This window comes from Plantibacter sp. RU18 (genome assembly GCF_050613355.1).
Lineage (GTDB): Bacteria > Actinomycetota > Actinomycetes > Actinomycetales > Microbacteriaceae > Plantibacter.
The window spans coordinates 758,697-778,100 of record NZ_CP159618.1; the positions used below are offsets into that span (position 1 = coordinate 758,697).

Annotated in this window: 18 protein-coding genes and 2 pseudogenes; 11 read left to right on the forward strand and 9 right to left on the reverse strand. The window is 62.0% G+C overall.

Annotation, left to right across the window (positions count from 1 at the left end; all coding sequences use genetic code 11):
* The first annotated feature begins 71 nt into the window (after positions 1-71).
* The 3 genes and pseudogenes from istA to ABMA10_RS03600 all read left to right on the forward strand — a co-directional run.
* A complete protein-coding gene (gene istA / locus ABMA10_RS03590) occupies positions 72-1,328 on the forward strand; it encodes an IS21 family transposase (RefSeq protein WP_347868913.1) in 1,257 nt (418 codons plus the stop codon).
* Positions 1,325-2,134: an IS21-like element helper ATPase IstB gene (istB, locus tag ABMA10_RS03595; RefSeq protein ID WP_347868871.1), complete on the forward strand. Its 810-nt coding sequence runs from the start codon at positions 1,325-1,327 to the stop codon at positions 2,132-2,134. Before istA ends, istB begins: the two co-directional genes overlap by 4 nt.
* Before the next feature lie 71 nt (positions 2,135-2,205).
* Positions 2,206-2,340 (forward strand): annotated as a pseudogene (locus tag ABMA10_RS03600) (IS5/IS1182 family transposase); the annotation flags it as partial.
* Positions 2,341-2,732: 392 nt separating this feature from the next.
* Here the strand turns inward: ABMA10_RS03600 and ABMA10_RS03605 are convergent.
* From ABMA10_RS03605 to ABMA10_RS03625, 5 genes are all read right to left on the reverse strand, one after another.
* A complete protein-coding gene (locus ABMA10_RS03605) occupies positions 2,733-3,113 on the reverse strand; it encodes a hypothetical protein (RefSeq protein WP_431031179.1) in 381 nt (126 codons plus the stop codon).
* Complete coding sequence (locus ABMA10_RS03610) at positions 3,110-3,367, reverse strand: hypothetical protein (RefSeq protein WP_431031180.1); 258 nt, start codon at positions 3,365-3,367, stop codon at positions 3,110-3,112. The genes ABMA10_RS03605 and ABMA10_RS03610 overlap by 4 nt, the downstream gene beginning before the upstream one ends.
* A 25-nt stretch (positions 3,368-3,392) precedes the next feature.
* The gene (locus ABMA10_RS03615; protein WP_431031181.1) at positions 3,393-3,632 is read right to left on the reverse strand and encodes a hypothetical protein; all 240 of its coding nucleotides are present in this window, start codon (positions 3,630-3,632) and stop codon (positions 3,393-3,395) included.
* 26 nt (positions 3,633-3,658) lie between these two features.
* Positions 3,659-3,883: a glutaredoxin-like protein NrdH gene (gene nrdH, locus ABMA10_RS03620; RefSeq protein ID WP_431031182.1), complete on the reverse strand. Its 225-nt coding sequence runs from the start codon at positions 3,881-3,883 to the stop codon at positions 3,659-3,661.
* Between the two features lie 363 nt (positions 3,884-4,246).
* Entirely contained in the window at positions 4,247-5,104 is an 858-nt protein-coding gene (locus ABMA10_RS03625; RefSeq protein WP_431031183.1) for a hypothetical protein, read from the reverse strand.
* A gap of 838 nt (positions 5,105-5,942) precedes the next feature.
* Between ABMA10_RS03625 and ABMA10_RS03630 the strand changes: the two genes are divergently transcribed.
* The 3 genes from ABMA10_RS03630 (at position 5,943) to ABMA10_RS03640 (ending at position 9,326) form a co-directional block, all read left to right on the forward strand.
* Positions 5,943-7,004, forward strand: a complete 1,062-nt coding sequence (locus ABMA10_RS03630) for an ETX/MTX2 family pore-forming toxin (RefSeq protein ID WP_431031184.1) — start codon at positions 5,943-5,945, stop codon at positions 7,002-7,004.
* A gap of 341 nt (positions 7,005-7,345) precedes the next feature.
* The gene (locus ABMA10_RS03635) at positions 7,346-8,041 is read left to right on the forward strand and encodes a DUF6314 family protein (RefSeq protein ID WP_431031185.1); all 696 of its coding nucleotides are present in this window, start codon (positions 7,346-7,348) and stop codon (positions 8,039-8,041) included.
* Entirely contained in the window at positions 8,013-9,326 is a 1,314-nt protein-coding gene (locus ABMA10_RS03640) for a lysine N(6)-hydroxylase/L-ornithine N(5)-oxygenase family protein (RefSeq protein WP_431031186.1), read from the forward strand. Before ABMA10_RS03635 ends, ABMA10_RS03640 begins: the two co-directional genes overlap by 29 nt.
* 138 nt (positions 9,327-9,464) lie before the next feature.
* Here the strand turns inward: ABMA10_RS03640 and ABMA10_RS03645 are convergent, their stop codons facing one another.
* On the reverse strand, positions 9,465-10,706 hold the full coding sequence (locus tag ABMA10_RS03645) for an IS256 family transposase (protein ID WP_431030684.1): 1,242 nt from the start codon (positions 10,704-10,706) through the stop codon (positions 9,465-9,467).
* A gap of 178 nt (positions 10,707-10,884) precedes the next feature.
* Here ABMA10_RS03645 and ABMA10_RS03650 point away from each other — a divergent pair.
* Positions 10,885-11,196 (forward strand): annotated as a pseudogene (locus ABMA10_RS03650) (GNAT family N-acetyltransferase); the annotation flags it as partial.
* On the opposite strand, the gene ABMA10_RS03655 reads toward ABMA10_RS03650, so the two are convergent.
* Positions 11,131-11,403 (reverse strand): hypothetical protein, encoded by a 273-nt coding sequence (locus ABMA10_RS03655; protein ID WP_431031545.1) that lies wholly within the window; start codon positions 11,401-11,403, stop codon positions 11,131-11,133. The pseudogene ABMA10_RS03650 and the gene ABMA10_RS03655 overlap by 66 nt on opposite strands.
* A gap of 18 nt (positions 11,404-11,421) precedes the next feature.
* Between ABMA10_RS03655 and ABMA10_RS03660 the strand changes: the two genes are divergently transcribed.
* Positions 11,422-13,137, forward strand: a complete 1,716-nt coding sequence (locus ABMA10_RS03660) for an IucA/IucC family protein (protein ID WP_431031509.1) — start codon at positions 11,422-11,424, stop codon at positions 13,135-13,137.
* 100 nt (positions 13,138-13,237) lie between these two features.
* Positions 13,238-14,092 (forward strand): M57 family metalloprotease, encoded by an 855-nt coding sequence (locus ABMA10_RS03665; protein ID WP_431031187.1) that lies wholly within the window; start codon positions 13,238-13,240, stop codon positions 14,090-14,092.
* A gap of 886 nt (positions 14,093-14,978) precedes the next feature.
* Here the strand turns inward: ABMA10_RS03665 and ABMA10_RS03670 are convergent.
* On the reverse strand, positions 14,979-15,542 hold the full coding sequence (locus ABMA10_RS03670; protein ID WP_431031188.1) for a sortase: 564 nt from the start codon (positions 15,540-15,542) through the stop codon (positions 14,979-14,981).
* Positions 15,543-15,973: 431 nt separating this feature from the next.
* Here ABMA10_RS03670 and ABMA10_RS03675 point away from each other — a divergent pair, with 431 nt between their 5' ends.
* Positions 15,974-16,612: a GntR family transcriptional regulator gene (locus tag ABMA10_RS03675; protein ID WP_431031189.1), complete on the forward strand. Its 639-nt coding sequence runs from the start codon at positions 15,974-15,976 to the stop codon at positions 16,610-16,612.
* A gap of 418 nt (positions 16,613-17,030) precedes the next feature.
* Here ABMA10_RS03675 and ABMA10_RS03680 read toward each other — a convergent pair.
* Positions 17,031-17,928, reverse strand: a protein-coding gene (locus ABMA10_RS03680; protein ID WP_431031190.1) for an IS5 family transposase whose coding sequence is annotated in 2 segments (ribosomal slippage) — positions 17,031-17,576 and positions 17,578-17,928 — 897 coding nt in all. Because the reading frame shifts where the segments join, the coding sequence is not laid out codon by codon here.
* A gap of 258 nt (positions 17,929-18,186) precedes the next feature.
* Here ABMA10_RS03680 and ABMA10_RS03685 point away from each other — a divergent pair.
* Positions 18,187-19,338 (forward strand): ice-binding family protein, encoded by a 1,152-nt coding sequence (locus ABMA10_RS03685; protein ID WP_431031191.1) that lies wholly within the window; start codon positions 18,187-18,189, stop codon positions 19,336-19,338.
* Positions 19,339-19,404: the final 66 nt, after the last annotated feature.

A 19,404-nucleotide genomic window follows, 5' to 3' on the forward strand; every position in this document is an offset into this window, starting at 1 on the left:
CTGTTGACGCCGAAGTAGAACGGACCCTGTAGCGCCAGGTTGGATTGGACCCCCTAGCTCAAGCTAGGAGGATGATTTCAGTGGATACGTGGGCAGAGATTCGGCGGTTGCATCGTTCTGAGAAGGTTCCGATCAAGCAGATCGCGAGGGATCTTGGGATCGGGCGGAACACGGTCCGTCGGGCGTTGCGGGGTGAGGATCCGCCGGATCGGTCGCGGGGTCCGCGGGGTTCGAAGATCGATGTCTTCGTGCCGCAGATCCGTGCGCTGTTGATGGAGTATCCGAAGATGCCGGCGACGGTGATCGCGGAGCGTGTCGGTTGGACGTTCTCGCCGTCGTTGTTTCGGGAGCGGGTGTCTGAGCTGCGGCCGGAGTATCAAGGCATCGATCCCGCGGATCGGCTCTCGTATCAGGCGGGTGAGGTGATCCAGTGTGATCTGTGGTTCCCTGAGGCGCGAGTTCCCGTCGGCGGGGGCCAGGATCGTGTCTTGCCGGTGTTGGTGATGGTGTCCGGCTTCTCCAGGCGGATCGAGGCGATTATGCTGCCGTCTCGGCAGGGCGGTGATCTCACTGCGGGTATGTGGTCGCTGCTGCAGAGGTTCGGCGGGGTGCCGAAATCGTTGCTCTGGGATCGAGAGGCTGCGATCGGCGGGTTGGGCAAGCCCACCGTCCTCGCGGCGACGTTCGTGGGGACGCTGGCGACCAGGCTGCGTTTGGCCCCGCCACGAGACCCGGAGACGAAGGGCATCGTCGAGCGCGCGAACCGCTTTCTGGAGACCTCGTTCCTGCCCGGCCGGATTTTCCAAGACCGAGATGACTTCAACGCCCAGATGACGACCTGGTTGGAGACCAGAGCGAATCAGCGGAAGGTCCGTGCGATCGCTGCCCGTCCCGTCGAGCTCGCTGTCCCTGACCGGGCGGCGATGCTCCCACTTCCGGCGAAGCCCCCTGTCACTGGTCTCACGCATCGGATCAGACTGGCCCGGGATTATTACGTCCGTCTCGATGGGAACGACTATTCCGTCGATCCTCGGTTCATCGGCCGATTCGTCGATGTTCGCGCGACGCTTGATGACGTCACGATCTCCTGCGCCGGACAGGCCGCGGGACGGCATGCCCGGTCGTTGCGCAACGGGATGACGATCACCGATCCCGGGCACGTCACCGCGGCGGCGAAGCTACGCGCCCACTACCAACGGCCCAAGCCCTCCGGGGTTCGTGAGCACCCGGACGGGCATCGGGTCCAACTTCGGGCGCTGTCCGACTACGACGCCTTATTCGGCGTCGATTTCACCACCAAAACCGAATACGAGAAAGAAGCACGATGACCTCCAAGAGCAGCACGATCGACGCTCCTATTCCGAAGACCACCGAGCAGGTTGCATCCAAGATCGCCTATCTCGCCAGAGCTCTCAAGACCCCGACGATCGGGCGGGTCTGGGAAGACCTCGCGGACCGCGCCAGGGTCGAGAACTGGGCGCATGAGGAATATCTCGCAGCCGTCCTTGAACGCCAGCTCGCGGACCGTGAATCCGCCGGGACGACGATGCGGATCCGGACCGCGCACTTCCCCGCAGTCAAGACCCTCGAGGACTTCAATCTCGATCACCTCCCGTCTCTGCGTAAAGACGTCCTCGCGCACCTCGCGACGTCGACGTTCGTCGCGAAAGCAGAGAACGTGATCCTGCTCGGCCCGCCCGGGATCGGGAAGACGCACCTCGCGATCGGGCTCGGCGTCAAAGCCACCCACGCCGGATACTCCGTCCTCTTCGACACCGCGAACAACTGGATCGCGAGACTCGCGGCCGCCCACCACCAGGGGCAGCTCGAGGCCGAGCTGAAGAAGATCCGCCGCTACAAACTCATCATCATCGACGAAATTGGCTACATCCCCTTCGACCAGGACGCCGCGAACCTGTTCTTCCAACTCGTCGCATCTCGCTACGAGCAAGGCTCGATCATGGTCACCTCGAACCTCCCGTTCAGCCGCTGGGGTGAGACGTTCGGCGACGACGTCGTCGCGGCAGCGATGATCGACCGCCTCGTCCACCACTCCGAAGTCCTTACCCTCTCCGGCGACTCCTACCGCACCCACGGCCGCCGCGACCTCATCAAGCAGACAGAGAAGAACTAAGCTCAACCAACGAAGAGGGGTCCACCCCAGACCGGCGCAAAGGGGTCCGTTCTAGCTCGGCGCTAACAGTTGAGCGCGGGTTCGCCATCATGAAGCAGTGGCGAGGCCTCGCGACCCGCTACGACAAACTCGCGATCTGTTACCGCGCAGCCGTCGTCCTCAACGCCATCATCCACTGGACAACAGCATTATCAGACACGACCTAGCGGCGCCTGAGAAACGACCCACCCTGTCCCAGATCTGCTCCGCGGTCGCCGCCGTCGGCGCGGCAACTGCCCCGGTGTCTTGGTCGGCGCGTCGGGGGAGCCCTGACGATCCCATGCGGACAGTCGCTGCTCGCGGTCCCGGCCTCAGCCGAGGCGTTCAACAACCCCGCGCATCTCGAACGGCTTCTCCCGCAGCTCATCAACGTTCTCGCCTGCATCCGGGACACCACAAATCAGCGCGCACCCAAGTAACGAGCTGGACAGTTGGCCTCGAACCGGGGTCAAGGCCACCCACCATCAGGGCACCCTGCCCCACTCATCGTCCTTGACGACGGTAGACCCCAACCAGCCCTAGTGTCACCGCTGCTGAGCAGCGGCTTTAGCAACACGTCCTAGGACGCGAGCTGGGAGACGCGCTGGTGCGATAGGTGGAGCAGCACGGCTGCGTCGCGGACTGAGACGCCTTGTCCGCGTACACCGTTCACAGCTTCGAGCTGGATGCGCTCGTACTGTGCGCGTGCATCGTCGAGCGACTTCCGGGCCTCTTGCAGCTGACCGAGCGCCTGGGCGACTTCGGGTTCGAACGCGGCATCGTAGTTCCACTCCAGCTCGATGTCGTCCTCGTCGACGTCGGTCAGTCCGGCGATGAGGTCGCGGACTTCAGCGTCGAGAGCTGCCAGCGCGCGCGTCTCGGTTGCGCCTCCTGGAAGCCCGCCGATCTGGGCGGCCCAGTAGGGATCTTCACGGGTCACGGTCACCTGGTAGGTGTTCACTTGTCCAACCATCCTTTGCCAAAGAGTCCTTCGAGCGCCTGCTCATTTGAACGGGTGACGGTGTGCGACATGTCTCCCGTGTGGCCGGTGAGGCCGATGCGACCCAGCTCCTTGCCGCTCGGGTCGAGCACGACCCAGATGCTGTGCGAGCCCTTTCCCCTTCCGGGTATCGACTCGACGCTGTATCCGAGCCGCCGTGCGTGCTTCCGCATCGACTTCAAGACGTCCTTCGCTGACTTCATTCCTTCGACCACATCATAAGTCTACCGCACTAGCCGATCAAGTGTCTACTGAATTAGACGCCGATTCTTCGGTGGTGGTGAGGGGGTGGCCGGGGATGTTGCCGTCGCTGATGTGGGCGATGAGTTCGAACATCTCACCCATGAGGGTGTGCTCGTCGAACGGGTCGATGCCGTTGTCCCATCCTTCGCCCCATTCGCGGTCGGCGAGCTGCGCGGCAAGCATGACGTCGGTCGAGGCAGTGATGACGGTGGAGTCCGGGAAAGTGATCGTGAGCATGATGAGCGGCTTTCTGTGTCAGGGGATCAGGCGGCGAGGGTGGCGATTTTGTCGGGGCGGAACCCTGACCAGTGGTCGACGTCGGTGACGATGACGGGGGCTTGCAGGTAGCCGAGGTCTTTCACCAGGTCGACGGCAGCGTGATCGACGCTGAGGTCCACGACCGCGTAGTCGACCCCGGCGCTGTCCAGGGCGCGGTAGCTCGCGGTGCACTGGACGCATGAGGGCTTGGTGTAGATGGTGATCGACATCGTTCGTTCCGTTCTTCAGATTTCGCCAGGAGGGGATTCTTTCGATACGCAGAGCAGATGGTGGAGTCGGGGGAGGGACCATAAGCGGGTACCCCTGTGGGACGGAAAGTTCTGAGCCGAAATAAGGGAGCTTGCGACCGCGGCTCAGAAGTTTCCGGCGCGCAGGGGCCGGCGCGGCCGGCCGCGTTGGTCACGGAGGAGCGCAGCCATATGATCGGAGTCTCGAAAGAATCCCCGCCCGTTACCGGGGAGGGTGAGGGGCTCGCCCCTCGCATCGTGCGCTGCGCGTACGATGCCGCACCGTGAGAACTGGTGAGCGGGCGATGCGGCCCCCGCCGAGGGATTCGGTGGGGGCCGCATCGGTTACTCGACAGGTGCGGCGGCGATGCGTTCGACGGGGGAGAGGGTGTAGCCCCAGCGTTCGAGCTGGATCAGGTAGTCGATGTCGGCGGTGTTGGTGCTGCGCCATGAGTCGCGGCTGGTGTGGTGTTCGCGGGCGGAGATCGCGACGGCGAGGGTGACGTGGGCGGCTTTGGTTGGGGTGGCCTCGACGAGCTGCTGCAGGCCGTGGGGGTAGCTGACGCCGGTGATGTCCTCCGCGATGGAGCGGTTGTCGCTACTCACGAGGAACGCGTGCTGGGTTAAGGTGAGCGCTGCGAACAGCTCAGCGTCCTTCGGGAGGGTCTTGCGGCTGAGGAACGACGCAAGCCATGCACGCCGGGTGGTCTGGCCGGAGTCCCAAGCCTTGTTGTTGGCGATGAGGGTGCGGCGCTCGGCGCGACGGGCTTCGGCTTCCTCATCGGACCGCTCGGAGAGCTTGACCTTCGCCTGGGTGCTGCCACCCCACCGGTCGTGGTGGTGCTGCGGTTCGGTGCACACACCGTAGATCTGCACGTCGTCGTCTTGGAGGCCGTGCACGGCGATCGCGAGCGCGGAGCCGGGGCAGTCGGTGTGGTCCTCGATGCGGATCTCCGGGCGGCGCTCCGCGTCGGCCGTGGCGTTGGTGAGGCGGGTGAGGTTCGTGTACTGGTCGTAGTCGCTGGAGGAGAAGGTGCGGATGCCCTGGGTGGCATATTCGGCGGCGATGCGCTCTCGGATGGCGTCGATGGCGATGTCGTCTCGGATGCGCTGCACCACGTGGTCGAGGTCGTGCCCGTGCTTCACCGCCACAAGGATGCGTTCGGTGGCGGAGGCCTGCCCGTCGAACTCGGCCAGGTGCATGGCGACTTCGAGGGTGATCGGGTAGCTGTCCAGCGCTTCACGGGCTGATTATGATCGACACACCCAAGACCGCCTCCGCCTCGCTCCAGGCACTGGAGGCTCTCACTGGCCGACACGCGGAGAACATCGGCAAGCTCCCCCGCTCAGCCTTCCTCGAACCGGCACAACTCGAGGCCCTCGGCAGAAAGTGCCACGAAGGGCTAGAAGACCTCCTCAGCCAGCTCGACAACCGACGCCGGCGAAGCGCCGATGGCCCGGACTCCTGCGCCAACGATGAGTCCGCCACCGCGGAGATCAAACCAACACGACCCTCGCATCCTGCGCTGCGCGGGCGATGCCGCATCGCGAGAACTGGTGAGCGGGCTGCGACGGTTACTCGGCTGATGCGGTGTCGGTGAATCAGCGGCGATGCGTTCGACGGGGGCAGGGTGTGGCCCCAGCGTTCGAGCTGGATCACGTAGTCGATGCTGGCGGTGTTGCTCCGCTCGCAACATCCGCGCCATCCGGACCGCCCCGGCATTCTCCTCCGGTGAATACCGACGTGCGGTCGGCTTCCCAGGCCCCTGATCCGACACCATGGCTCCATCCTCATTTCCAAGGGCTGGAGTCTCCAATACACTCAGGGCGCTTCACTCATCATTAACTACAGACCACGTCTACTCTTGTCATTTCTAAACTACGAGGCTACATTTAACAGGACACCTAGGACCAGAACTTGACAAGTAATTCCGTTTTGCAGGACCCTGGTGACCCGTTCTCGCCCACGGAGCGCGGGCAATATTGCTGATCACCGTGGGGTCACAAGTAAGGATTGAAATTGACAAAACACACTAAGCCCATGGCCCTCAGGACGCTCCGGGCTGGAATTGGGCTGGGTCTGGCTGCAGTACTTGCAACAGGCTCGACCGCATACGCAGCCAGCCCGACCATGGATGCTGCAAACCCCACCGCGTATCAAGACGGGGGCGCGCTCTTCAGCGACGAAGAAGCACTGAAAGTCACCTTGAACGGCGCCCTGACGAATTACATGCATCTTCACGTTAAGAATGGTAATCCGACGGCGAAAATGAGAAAGGATTTCAAGTGGCTGCAAAACGGCTGGCTGAAAGCTCAGACGCGCCTGAATATCAGTAACTACTCGCTCGCCGATGTGACTGGTCCGGTTCAGCAGACTGATGTTCAGCCAGTAAACTTTTTGGTTTCCACCCTGCGGAATGATGGTCCCCAAGAGCAGACGCTGACGTCTGCTGAATTCGCCAAACAGGTGACCGACACAGTCACTACTACTACCACCCACGGTTGGAAAGTGGGAACTGCCACTGAAGTGAGCGCAGAGTTTAAGGTCGAGTTTGTGGCCAAGTTGGGCGGAAAGATTTCACTGAGCGCCGAGTATAATGGCAGCAGAGCAGTGGCGAATACCAAAACAACGACGCAAACGATCACCGCATCGCGCCAGGCAATTAAGGTGCCTGCTGGTCAGACAGCCGTTGTTGAAGGGGTCTTGTCGCAGACACAGGTAACCGGCCAGGTAGCGGGCAAGAGGAACTTCACTTCAGAGACGACCTTGATGTATCCGAAGGACGCCGATGCAGGTCGGTGGGTTCCGCAGGCACAGGAATGGGGAGTGTTCAACACACTCATGTCATTGGCTTACGTCCCAGCGTACATGTCCAATTACCCCTCGGACGTCCAGCAGATGGAACTCGGATTTCGCGTTCCGGATAACGTCACCTACGACGGATCTAGCGACCAGGCAACGATGAATAGCAAGGGAACTTTTCAGGCGATTGCGGGAACCGGCTTTGACCTCCGCGTGACCTTCAAGGATAACAACACGGGACAGCCGGTGAGTGACTTCGTGATTCCGAATGACGGAGAAACAGTCAAGGTCACCAGGTAGCATGAGCCACATCTGGACTGCGTCCAACTTCGCGAGAAGCCCCACACTGCCTCGGCGTCGTCGCAGGAGTGAGTATAGAAAAAGCTTCTGACTTGACTCCGGCAAAGGCGGACACGCTCCACCCTGCTTCATATCGAAGCTAGTCGCTGCGAACAGGTCATCGAGAGCTGCAGATCATATCGCTGGCACTTTCGTTCGGGCGGGCGCGTTGACATCGACGCGCCCGCCCGGCAAGCGTATAGAACGAAAGCGCTTGGCCGCGGCTGCACCTAGCCTGGTCTCAGCCCAGGTCTTCTCCCTCGTCGGCGCCAATCTGATCAAGCGACAGGAGCATTTCTCTGATGTGTTCCTCATCGATCGACGACGCGCTAGGCCTCGTGGGGAGATGGACCTTCTTCCGCACCATATCCGACATGATGAGCAACACAACCTCCCACGCCAATGGGCTGCTCACGATTCGAGCAGAGTCACCGACAAGGCTTACCTGGGAGGAGCGGGGCGCCTGGTGGCTGGACAGCATCGCGACCCCCGTGCGGCGCACCCTCCGACTCATCGCCGACCATGACAGGTGGCGGGTTACGTTTGAGGATGGCAGACACTTCCACGACTGGGCTGTCGACGACGGCATCGTGTATTTGTGCGCACCCGACCACTACGCCGGCCGCGTGACGCATTGGCCCGGCGGCTGGCGCATCGTGTGGACTGTCGACGGCCCGCACAAGCGACACATCATCACCACGGACCATAGACGACACGACGCAACCACAGACTCTACCGGCTCACAGTACTTCATCACGAACAAGACACAGGCGCCCTGGTTGACTCGCTCGCCTTCGCCCCAGAGAGAGGCACTCCCGACCGCAGGCAAAGCGGTAGCCATGGGCGAACCGTCCCGGTCCTGTTTTGGGCTTTACCCGGACCGACAAGTAGGAGCAGGCACAACTGAATCTCGAGTCACGAATGCAATGAATCAGCGCGATGAGTCGGGGATTTGCCAGATAACGAAGGATGACAGAAGCGTTGGACCAACCGTATGACATCATCGGTGTCGGAATTGGACCCTTTAACCTGGGCCTCGCATGCCTGACAGAACCAATCGCAGGCCTCCGATCGATCTATCTCGATCAAGCGGATGAGTTCGCTTGGCACCCAGGCATGATGCTCGATAATGCCACACTACAGGTCCCATTCTTGGCCGATTTAGTGACGCTCGCCGACCCTACATCCCGTTTTTCATATCTCGCATGGCTGAAAGAAGTCGGACGACTCTACCCGTTCTATATACGGGAAGATTTTCACCCGTTTCGAAAAGAGTACGACGCCTATTGTAAGTGGGCTACCCGTCGGCTGGCTTCGTTGAAATGGCAGGCTCGTGTGCGCGCCGTCGAGTTCGACGCTAAGACAGATCTATTCAGTGTTCAGGTAGACACGAAAGACGGTTCCGTCATGTACCACACGCGCCATCTGGTGATAGGCATCGGAACGAAGCCGACTGTGCCACCGGCGCTACGCGACCTCGAGGGACCGGTAATTCACTCAGCGCAATATGTCAGCAATCGATCGAGCCTTCGAGCGAGCGGATCGATAGCTGTCATTGGCAGTGGACAGTCAGCTGCAGAGATCTACCGAGATCTACTGGACAGTATCCGAGACGGCCATTATCGCTTGGACTGGCTGACCAGGTCCCCGCGGTTCTTCCCCATGGACGACACCAAGCTCACGCTCGAAATGACCTCTCCCGAATATACGAGCTTCTTCTACCGCCTGACCGCCGAAGTCAAAGACCGTCTAGCACGCGAGCAACGGCATCTATACAAGGGAATCAGCAATGACCTCATCAGTTCGATCTACGAGTCGTTATACAGAATCAGCGTCGACGGACCCATCCCTACATTCCTGCAGAGCGGAGTTTCCGTCACTTCGGCACGGTGGGACCCTGCTCGGGGTGTATACGTACTGATGCTCCAACAGGAAGGGAGCAGTAGAACACATGTGCGCGAAGTCGAACGGGTGATTCTGGCGACTGGGTATACACCACGACCACCCGAGTTCCTCGAGCCGATTGAACATCTGCTCGCGAGGGACGCTCGAGGGCAGCTGGCAGTTGCAGAGGATCGCCATATCGACACGCTCGGCGGACGAATCTGGGTCCAGAACGCAGAGGAACACACGCATGGACTAACTGCTCCCGACCTCGGCATGGGCGCATGGCGAAATGCATCCCTCATCCGGTCCATCACCGGTCGAGAGCACTACTCAGTGGAGACGCGAATCGCGTTCCAGCACTTCGATCCTTCCGCATTTCTGGAGGAGGCCCAGTGACTGAAACCAGTCGGCCAATGTCTGACTCCAGCTTGACCCGCCTCATGGACCAAGTGTCAATTGAACAGCTCAGCCCAGCTCGACACGGTCAAGTCCAAACGCGTGGTGTAACGGGATTGCCGCGTGATTCTTGGATTTCTAGGCGCTGAGGGCGCCGAGTTCGGTTGTTTGTTCCTCCTTGTCGGTCGGGACGAGGGTGAGGCGTGAGCGGCTGAGGACGTCGAGGCCGAGATAGCGGCGGCCTTCGATCCACTCGTCGTGTTGTTCGGCCAGGACCGCTCCGACGAGGCGGATCAGGGAGCCGCGGTCGGGGAAGATACCCACGACGTCGGTGCGGCGGCGGATCTCGCGATTGAGGCGCTCCTGCGGGTTGTTGGACCAGAGCTGGCGCCAGATCTCCTTCGGGAAGCCGGTGAACGCGAGCACGTCCGCCCGGGCGGTCTCGAGGTGGGTGGCGACTGCGGGGAGCTTCTCTTCCAGGGCGTTCAGGACCCGGTCGAACTGTGCGTGGACGGCGTCCTTGTCGGGCTGGTCATAGACCGAGTGGAGCAGGGTCTTCACCCACGGCCAGCTGGACTTCGGGGTCGCGGACATCAGATTCGCGGCGTAGTGGGTGCGACAGCGCTGCCAGGTCGCGCCGGGCAGCGTCGCCCCGATCGCCGCGACGAGGCCGGCGTGAGCGTCGCTGGTGACGAGCTTCACCCCGGTGAGGCCGCGGGCAGTCAGGTCGCGGAAAAAGCCCAGCCAGCCGGCGCCGTCTTCGGCGCTGGTGACCTGCAAGCCCAGGATCTCACGGTGCCCGTCCTTGTTCACGCCCGTCGCGAGGAGCGCGTGGACGTTAGCGACACGGCCGCCCTCGCGCACCTTCAGCACCAGGGCGTCGGCGGCGACGAACGTGTAGGGGCCAGCGTCGAGGGGCCGGGTGCGGAACTGCTCGACCTGCTCGTCGAGGTCGGTGGCCATGATCGACACCTGCGACTTGGACAGACGAGTGATGCCGAGGGACTCGACGAGTTTCTCCATCCGCCTGGTCGAGACCCCGAGCAGGTAGCAGGTCGCCACGACGCTGGTCAGGGCGGCCTCGGCACGGCGGCGCCGCTCGAGGAGCCAGTCCGGGAAGTACGTTCCGGTGCGCAGCTTCGGGATCGCGACGTCGAGAGTGCCGGTGCGGGTGTCGAAATCCCGGTGCCGGTAGCCGTTGCGGGAGTTGGTCCGGTCGGCGGAGATCTGGCCGTATTCGGCCCCGCAGACGGCTTCGGCCTCGGCGCTCATCAGCGCGTTGATGAACGTGGTCAGCATCTGCCGCATCAGGTCCGGCGAGGCTTGCTCGAGTTGTTCGGACAGGAAACGGGCAGGGTCAATAAAATGGGGTGCGGTCATCGCGTGTACTCCTTCGGAAAAGACTTGATCGGTCTTTCCAAGAATCACGCGGTGGCCGCCTCACATCGGTGCAACACGCCCATCAGGGCCGGGGTTACACCACGCTATTGGACGCAACCCTCGACACGCGAAGCTCGTTCAGTCCTGGCTCGCGCACCCCGCTTCGTCATGGTGGGGGATGGGGCATCTCGACACTTCAGAAGTGCGCGCCTACTTGCACCAAACCCAGTCAGATCCCTTCCAGACCGTCTGGCTCGGCCGCTTTCGCGGATCTGCCTGCTTTCTGCTCGAAACATACGATCCTGACAAAGTTCTTCTCACCGACGTGTGGGCGTCAGAAGTCGGCGATGTCGGGATGCACCTCCTCGTCTCGCCACCGCCCTCTCAGCCGGTGTCCGGCCTGACATCAGCTATCATGCGGTCATCAGTCGAACACTGCAGAGACCAACTCGGGGCACGGCGCATTGTCGTAGAGCCGGATGTTAACAATCAGGCGATACACCTCAAAAACACCGAAGTGGGTTTCCGCGCGCTCCGGGAAGTCGACCTTGACGGAAAGCGAGCTCTTCTCTCCGTACTCGACGTCCGCGATATCGGCGAGCCCGCAGACAACACGGACGGGAGCCACCTCGTCCCGGAACATATGTCCGTCGCTCAGCGGCACCTCACAGCCAAAATTCTGGCCGAGCTCGCGCACGAACGTCTACTACGTCCGGTGCCCAGTTCAGGAGAACCTGACCGGTGGTCCCTCGAAGTCGGCGGCTCGGTCTATCACTACAGCGCTCAACTCTATGATCTCGAGCACTGGGTTATCGACGAACCCTCCATTCTCCGCATGGTTGCGGGACGACCAGCCCCTCTCGACGCGCAGAACCTGATTCTAGAACTCCATCAGGAACTGGCTATTCCCGCGCCCCTCGTTGGGACCTACCTGGAGGAACTCGCGTCGACGCTTGGAAGCGCTGCTGCAAAGCACCGCCGACAGGGCCCTTCGTCCGACCAAATCGCGAAGGGCCGGTCCAATCTGGACATCGTGGCGGGATTTCAAGACGCTGAAGCCACAATGACCGAGGGCCACCCGGCATTCATCGCATCAAACGGAAGGATGGGCTTCGGACTCCGAGAGTACCGAGAGTACGCACCCGAATTTGGTCGCGCCTTCCGATACCGTTGGCTCGCAGCTCGCCGAGAAGAGGCCCACCTGGCGCTTTCATCTGGCCGCTCGGATGATGAACACTGGGCGGACGAGCTGGGCCCGGAAGCCTTAGGACGATTCCACGATTGCCTCCGCCGTCTCCGCCTGGACCCTGCCGATTTCATCTGGATACCTGTCCACCCCTGGCAGTGGCAGCATCGCATCGCAATATCGTTTGCGCCGGACCTCGGTCGACGGTCCCTTGTAGATCTCGGCGAGATGTCCGACCAGTATCAACCTCAGCAGTCCATTCGCACTGGGTTCAATCGCAGTTCTCCTAGGCGATCCTATGTGAAGACGGCTCTGTCTATCCAGAACATGGGATTTCTACGAGGCTTATCGCCGGCGTACATGAAGGATACGCCTCGAATAAACGACTGGGTGCAGGATCTTGTCGACGGCGACACTACACTCCAGGAATGCAGATTCAGTATCCTTATTGAGCATGCATCAATTGGATACACCGGTGACGCATATCATCAAGCATCTGCGCCTTCATCCCAGCAGAAGATGCTTGCTGCGCTCTGGCGCCAGAGCCCGATTGGTCGACTCGACGATGGGGAGCGCCCGATGACCATGGCTGTTCTGCTGCACCGCGATTCCGCGGGTGTATCGGTGGTTTCGGCCCTTGTGCGTCGCTCTGGGTTAGAGCCGTCGGAGTGGGTCCGAAGGTATCTACACGCGTACTTACGACCGCTTGTTTACTGCCTTGTTGTACACAACTTGGCGTTTATGCCGCACAGCGAGAATGTAATACTAGTCCTGCGGGACTGCGCAGTGCGTCGAGTCTTCATGAAGGACATCGGCGAGGAGATCGCAGTGCTGGCCTCACATCCTGGGTTGCGGGTGCCAGTAGATATCGAAAGAATCGTCATTCCGGTGGACGATGATGAAGCCTCTCTGGCCATCTTCACCGACATTTTCGATGGCGTATTCCGATTCCTTGCCGGCATCCTTGACCAGGACGGAACGCTGGCAGCGCGACGTTTCTGGCAGCTGGTAGGTGAGTGCGTCGACCGCGTGACAGCCGAGAATCCAAATCGCGCGCGCTCTCTTGACCTCCGCCAGCCTGATTTTGATCACTCCTGCCTCAATCGCCTACAGCTTCGCAATACTCGCGAAATGGTGGACCTCGCCGACCCATCCTCATCCTTGATCAGGACCGGCAAGATGAAGAATCCTATCGCGCGGCAGGACGCCCACCCCACCCCTCCCAACCGCGGCCACTCTGGCTAGAAGAGCGGCCGCAGTCAGCGAGTCCCGAAGCACTAATTAACACAGAGTGTCCTACTATGGGCTTCACCGATTCACACCTGACTGGCAGAGAGGCCTGATCATGAAAAAATCTGGAACACTGAAGAGGTCCAACCGCGGCGGCCGGCACCCGCGCACGCTAGCAGCCTGCGGGATAGCCCTGCTCATGGTGGGAGGCGGTGCCGCGATACCGATGTCAGCATCGGCGCGCACCTCAGTGCCCTCCTGGGAGGAGTTCCGCGACGCCACCTACCAGGACGAAGATGGGCAGTTCATCGTCAATGGCGACGAAACAATTAGTGACGAATTTGCGTTGCGTGAGTTCTATGATCGGCTGGCGCAGGGGGTCATGCCGAGCACTAGCCCCGGAGATCTCATCGCGAACAAGGGGGCAGACGGCTTCCTGAGTCTATGGAGCATGCACGAAGTCGGCAGCCTGAGCTACTGCGTCAGCGACGCGTTCGGGAGCGCGAAGGCTGCCGTCGTCCAAGCCATGGAGGAAGGCGCCGCAACATGGGAGGGCGCGTCGAGTGCCGTGAACTTCGACTACCTACCGGAGCATGACGCGAGGTGCAATACAAGAAATTCGAGCGTGACATTTTCAGTGGAACCCACCCGCACAACGGCGTACATCGCTCGCGCGTTCTTCCCGGACACGCCAAAGACTAGGAGGAATATTCTCGTGTCGAACACACTGACCACCTCGGGATGGTCTGCCGGCAACATCATGGCGCACGAATTGGGACATGTGCTCGGATTCCGACACGAGCACACGCGCCCCGAGGCGGGCACATGTTTTGAAGACAACAACTGGGAGCCACTGACCCCGTATGATTCGATCTCAATTATGCACTATCCGCAGTGCAACGGGGATTCATCGAGTCTAGAATTCAGCCACCTAGACTACGACGGTATTCAGGTCGTATACGGCCAGTAGGCGGCAAGAGCGGGAGACAGTGCACTGTCAAGTTTCCCGCTCTTGGCCCGCAGGCAGCCGCACTCTGCGAACAGCAGCAACGTGCCACAAGACGCCTCTGTCCCAAGCAGTGTCGTTTCGAGTCGTCCCAGCTGGCCGACAAGTCTTGAGCGGCGAGCTGGGACGACTTCTATTACTCATCATCCCCGCCATCGCCCCATCGACAGCAACTTCAATTCTCTTGCGTTTGAGAGCGGGCAGCAATAGACCGTTGAGCCGCAACGAGGTGCCCTCCGGCGTCAGCGATGCCGTCGTCGTCGCAGCCATGACAAGCGAGCGCCGGCATGCGGACTGCAGCAATGACGCTCAGGTCCACCAGCAACACAGTGCCGGGCCAACGAGTTCAGGAGTCCGCGGCGCTCACGCGTCCACCATCCGAGACCGACGCGGGCGGGCGGAGATGGTGAGGGCGGCTACCCCTGTCAGCTCTGCAGCCTCCATCGGTGCAGCCGCACGTCCGTTGAGAAGCGTTGAGTCCACGGCGCGGGGCGGCAGCAGATGGACTCTCGATAGCGGACGACGAGCAGGAGCAGCCAGCCGAATGCAATGCCCCTCGTCGCGAGCGGCAGGGGGATCGTCAAGAACGCACCGGGCAACCTCTCTGGAAAGCCCCTTGCCATGCGTCACGGTACGCGCGGCTCGCCTCGAGATATTGGACGAAAGCGGGGCCCTTGCGCGCGACGCCGCTGCGACTGCGGGGACGGGGATATCACCACGGTCGGCACCTACGAGTGCAACCGGGCGCAATCCGCTAGCACGGACAATTTCCTGCATCGCCGTAGGCCTTCGTCTCGAGCAGGCGACGTCCGCGTCATAGTCGACCCTTCGGTGCGTTGCAGCCCGGTAGTCAATGGGGCGCAACGGCATCGCGGGTCGCTGCGTTTTGACGACGCTGCAAGTTCAGGACGAAGACGAGTGCCGCGCCGAGCGCAACGATCCCAGTTGCTCCCCAAATGATGACAGCGGGTGACGCGAAGCCAGTGTCGGGGAGCCCGCCAGCGTCGGCGCCCGGGTCGGCGCGTCCGCCCGCCTGACTGGTCGTAATCGTCGCCGCGTAAGTACGCTGCGTTGTGAGACCTGTTGCTGCTACCGCATAGGAGCCGTTTGCGTCAGCAGGAAGGGTCACGCTGACAGACGCCGCACCTGCTACCGATGCGTTCTTCGCCAGGTTGATGATTGCGGTGCGAAAGGCGGCGAGGGTCGTCGTCCCCGACCCGGAAACAGAGAACGTCACGCCTTCGCCAGGCAAGAAGCTCCCGTCGGAGAAGCTGACATCGACGACCCCGCCTGGGGCAAGATTGCCGGTCACCGTTACCTCTCCTCGCGGGACGTAGCTAGCACCCGCTCCAGCTGGGGCCAGAAAGATGGCACTGATCAAGAGCGCTGCGCTGACGAGAATCTTCTTGAACATGGCGGCCCCGAGCGGTGCAGTGGCCCTCGAAATAGGGTCAACCGAGTTTCAGGGTATGCGCCACCAACGCCAGACTCAATCCTCCATTCGGGGGACCAACAGACGGACTCCTCCAGTGCTCGTTAGATCTCTCACCACGTCGGAGTGCGACCATGTTTACGACTGGATGCCTCAGAGATGTGTTGGAGGGCGAACCCGCGTGAACACAGAACTGCCGACACTTTCGCCGAGCTTGAAGCCACGCTCGTTGGACCTATGACATCGTCAACTCCATGCATCTTCTGAAAGATAAGGCGCCTACGTCCCGAATGCCGTCGACACCAGCATCATTTCCTTGCGAATCAAGAAGTCTGTGCGGCGTGTGCACTGTTGTGGTGACGTCTTGGTTACGATTGTGGTCACGGGCTACGCATGTGTAAGGGAGTGGTTTGATGCCGATACCAGTTGAGGTGGCTGACGCGAGTCGTAAGTCGCTGCGAGTCGTCGCGGGGGAGCGCATTCGTGCTGCGATCTTTGATGGGACGTTGGAGCCAGGGGAGCATCTGAATGACGCCGAGCTGCAGGGGTGGTTGGGGATATCCCGGACGCCGATTCGTGAGGCGTTGAACGATCTTGCTCGGGTGGGACTGGTCGAAATGGCAGCGCAGAAATACACGCGGGTCGTAGCGGCTACGCCAGAGTTGCGGACCGAAATCCTGCAGACGGTGGGTGCGCTGGTTGGGGGAGTGGTGCGGGTAACGGTGCCGACGCTCAGCGAGGAGCGTCGGCGTGTATTGGAGGTGAGCCTCGAGGAACTGCTGGTTGCGACTGCTGCCCGCGACGCGGCCTCGGCTAGGACGAGAGGTTGGGCGGTCGTGGATAGTTTTGTCGATGAGTGCCCGAACCAGACGCTCGTGCAAGCTACTCGCGACATGATCGGCGCGCTGGCGTATAAGCTGTCGATCACGCACGCGGATGAGTCCGCCGACTGGGATGTCCTCGACGACGGATACCCGCGACTGTTGATGGGCGTGCGCAACGGGGATGCGATCGCGGCCGAACTCGCTGTCGAGACCATCTTCCACCTTTAGACCGCGACCACCTAGCGAGCGGCAAGAGAACTGCTAGACGGGCCCCGCTTGGTGCGCGAAGAAGCTGTTCTTCGTTGGTGTCGGGGGAAGCTGCTGCTCGGGACTTCGGGTCTTTTGAGCGCACCACGATTCATTCCCCGGGGCTGGGGCTGACCATTCGGGCGCAAGTCCCAGCCCGTGCACGGGCGTGTTGGCTTCGAAGTGGTGCTGCGCGACTACCGCTCGAAGGAGTAGCTTGGACTCGCCCAGGAATGGACGAGCGCCGGAGGCTTCGCCCCACGACGTGGTGACGGAGGTGGCGGCGAAGCCACCTCCGAAGCCGAAAGGTTTTCACTCCGCGGAGAGCGCTCCCATAACCTCGCAGCGGCGGGAGCGTGACTGGTGTTCGTGGTGCACCAGGGACCCGGAGACGGCTGACCTAGGTCGTGTCTGATAATGCTGTTGTCCAGTGGATGATGGCGTTGAGGACGACGGCTGCGCGGTAACAGATCGCGAGTTTGTCGTAGCGGGTCGCGAGGCCTCGCCACTGCTTCATGATGGCGAACCCGCGCTCAACGACATTCCGATTGCGGTAGTCGACAGCGTCGAAGCCGGGTGGGCGTCCGCCACGTGATCCGCGTCGTTGCCGGTGACCGGCCTGGTCGGCGGGCTCGGAGATCACGGCGCGGATCCTCCGACCACGCAAGTGTGCCCGGATCGCACGCGATGAATACGCCTTATCACCACGGACGGCGTCTGGGCGGGTCCTAGGCCGGCCTCGCCCGATCCGTTCCACCCGCAACTGCCCCAAAAGCGGGAGCAGCATCGGCGAATCACCCGCCTGCCCGGCCGTCAGCGCGATGACCAACGGACGCCCACCACCATCGACGAGATGATGAACTTTCGTCGTCAGGCCACCCCTGGAACGGCCGACCGCATGATCAAGCGGCTCGACGGCCGGATTCGTGTAATTCGACGAAGCCCCCCGTGAGGCGCGTGATGTTCGTCGCGTGCTGATGTGCGCGAGCGATCGTGGAATCCACCGACACCGACCAATCAACGCGCCCCACTGCGTCGGCCTGACTCAGCAACACGCCCAGAACACGATCCAAGGTGCCATCCCCGGCAAGCCGGCGATGCCACGTCCACACCGTCTGCCACGGCCCGAATACCGGCGGCAGGTCACGCCACGCGATCCCGCACCGATACCGGTAGATGATGCCCTCGACCATGATCCGCGCGTCCGAGAACGGACGCCCCTGCTTCCCCGTCCGGGCAGGCAGCAGCCCCTCGCTCAACGACCACTGGGCATCTGACAACAACTCAAACCTCGACACTCATCAAGCCTCCCAGGTTCCACCGCAAACCATTGTCAGACATGACCTAGGCGCGAAGGCCAGCCAGCTGGGTTGGATTCTCTCGGAAATTCGCTGCCATCGCCATTACTGCGGCTTCGCGCAGCGTCGTGACAATCGGGCTTGACCAGCCTTTTCCTGTAGACGCATACCCCCGTTCGTGTTACACATGACTCATCTGAGGCAGATGTGGACGGCACCGTGTTGATCCAACGCCCCTCCGTGTGAGGAGGCGACGTCATGTCACAGCTCCGCTCCCAATCCAACCGTCTGCTGCTCGTCGGTCTGGCGCTCGGCTCCGTCTCAGTCGTGCTGCTCGGTGGCTCCGCGCAGGGGGCAACCACGATCGACGGCCCCATCGGGCTGGGGACCGCGGCGCCCTTCGGCGTGCTCGCCGGTAGCACGGTGACCAACACGAACCTCACCACGATCACAGGTGATGTGGGCCTCAGCCCGGGTTCGTCAGTGACCGGTTTCCCGCCGGGCATTATCGTCGGCACCACCTCCGTGAGCGACGGCGTCGCAGTGCAGGCAAAAAACGACCTCACCACCGCGTACACCACCGCAGCGAGCCTGACTCCCGGCACCACAGGACTCACCGAGCTCGCGGGACTCACCCTCACACCCGGCGTCTACTCAGGCGGTGCGCTGCTGCTCAGCGGCGACCTCACACTCGCAGGCACTGCGGAATCCGTGTGGGTGTTCCAAGCCGCCAGCACGCTAACCCTCGCTCCCGGCGCTCGGGTGTTGCTGGAAGACGGCGCCAGCGCCTGCAATATCTTCTGGCAGATCGGCACCTCAGCAACCCTTGACGCCGGTGCCGCTTTCTCCGGCACCATCATGGCCGACCAGTCGATCACCGCCGTCACCGGCGCGACCGTCGAAGGTCGCCTCCTCGCCAAGAATGCCGCGGTCACACTCGATAACAACACCATTACCACCCCAACTGGTTGCGACGCGGAAGGCGGAACTGTCACCACGAGCCCGACCATCACCTCCGAGGCGCCACCAGCCGCGACCGTCGGCGCCGCCTACAGCCACACCGTCACCGCGACCGGAACCCCGACCATCGGCTACATGGTCACCGCCGGCAGCTTGCCTCCGGGCCTTGTCCTCGACGAGACCACGGGCGCAATCTCCGGAACACCGACGATCGCGGGCACCTACACCTTCACCGTCACGGCCGATAACGGCACCGCGCCCACCGCTTCCGCTGACTACAGCCTCATCGTGAGTGTCCCCGTCTCGACCACCGCTGGCGGAGCCTCTGAAGCAACCGGGGCGCCCACGCTACCCGCGACGGGATTCGACCCGCCCGAGCTCGTCGGCTCAGCATTCTTGCTGCTACTCGCTGGCACCGCCCTTGTCGTCCGACGGAAGCACTCCGCCTAGTCATCACAGTGGGCGCTCAGTCCAGAGCTTCGAACAGACGGGGCGCGCATCCCCCGCAAAGCAGCT

What these genes read in the sequence shown, in the direction of transcription:
- istA (WP_347868913.1), top strand. Translation starts at nt 72, where the DNA reads ATGATTTCAGTGGATACGTGGGCAGAGATTCGGCGGTTGCATCGTTCT.
- istB (WP_347868871.1), top strand. Translation starts at nt 1,325, where the DNA reads ATGACCTCCAAGAGCAGCACGATCGACGCTCCTATTCCGAAGACCACC.
- ABMA10_RS03615 (WP_431031181.1), bottom strand. Translation starts at nt 3,632, where the DNA reads ATGCTCACGATCACTTTCCCGGACTCCACCGTCATCACTGCCTCGACC.
- nrdH (WP_431031182.1), bottom strand. Translation starts at nt 3,883, where the DNA reads ATGTCGATCACCATCTACACCAAGCCCTCATGCGTCCAGTGCACCGCG.
- ABMA10_RS03625 (WP_431031183.1), bottom strand. Translation starts at nt 5,104, where the DNA reads ATGCACCTGGCCGAGTTCGACGGGCAGGCCTCCGCCACCGAACGCATC.
- ABMA10_RS03630 (WP_431031184.1), top strand. Translation starts at nt 5,943, where the DNA reads ATGGCCCTCAGGACGCTCCGGGCTGGAATTGGGCTGGGTCTGGCTGCA.
- ABMA10_RS03635 (WP_431031185.1), top strand. Translation starts at nt 7,346, where the DNA reads ATGTGTTCCTCATCGATCGACGACGCGCTAGGCCTCGTGGGGAGATGG.
- ABMA10_RS03640 (WP_431031186.1), top strand. Translation starts at nt 8,013, where the DNA reads ATGACAGAAGCGTTGGACCAACCGTATGACATCATCGGTGTCGGAATT.
- ABMA10_RS03645 (WP_431030684.1), bottom strand. Translation starts at nt 10,706, where the DNA reads ATGACCGCACCCCATTTTATTGACCCTGCCCGTTTCCTGTCCGAACAA.
- ABMA10_RS03665 (WP_431031187.1), top strand. Translation starts at nt 13,238, where the DNA reads ATGAAAAAATCTGGAACACTGAAGAGGTCCAACCGCGGCGGCCGGCAC.
- ABMA10_RS03670 (WP_431031188.1), bottom strand. Translation starts at nt 15,542, where the DNA reads ATGTTCAAGAAGATTCTCGTCAGCGCAGCGCTCTTGATCAGTGCCATC.
- ABMA10_RS03675 (WP_431031189.1), top strand. Translation starts at nt 15,974, where the DNA reads ATGCCGATACCAGTTGAGGTGGCTGACGCGAGTCGTAAGTCGCTGCGA.
- ABMA10_RS03685 (WP_431031191.1), top strand. Translation starts at nt 18,187, where the DNA reads ATGTCACAGCTCCGCTCCCAATCCAACCGTCTGCTGCTCGTCGGTCTG.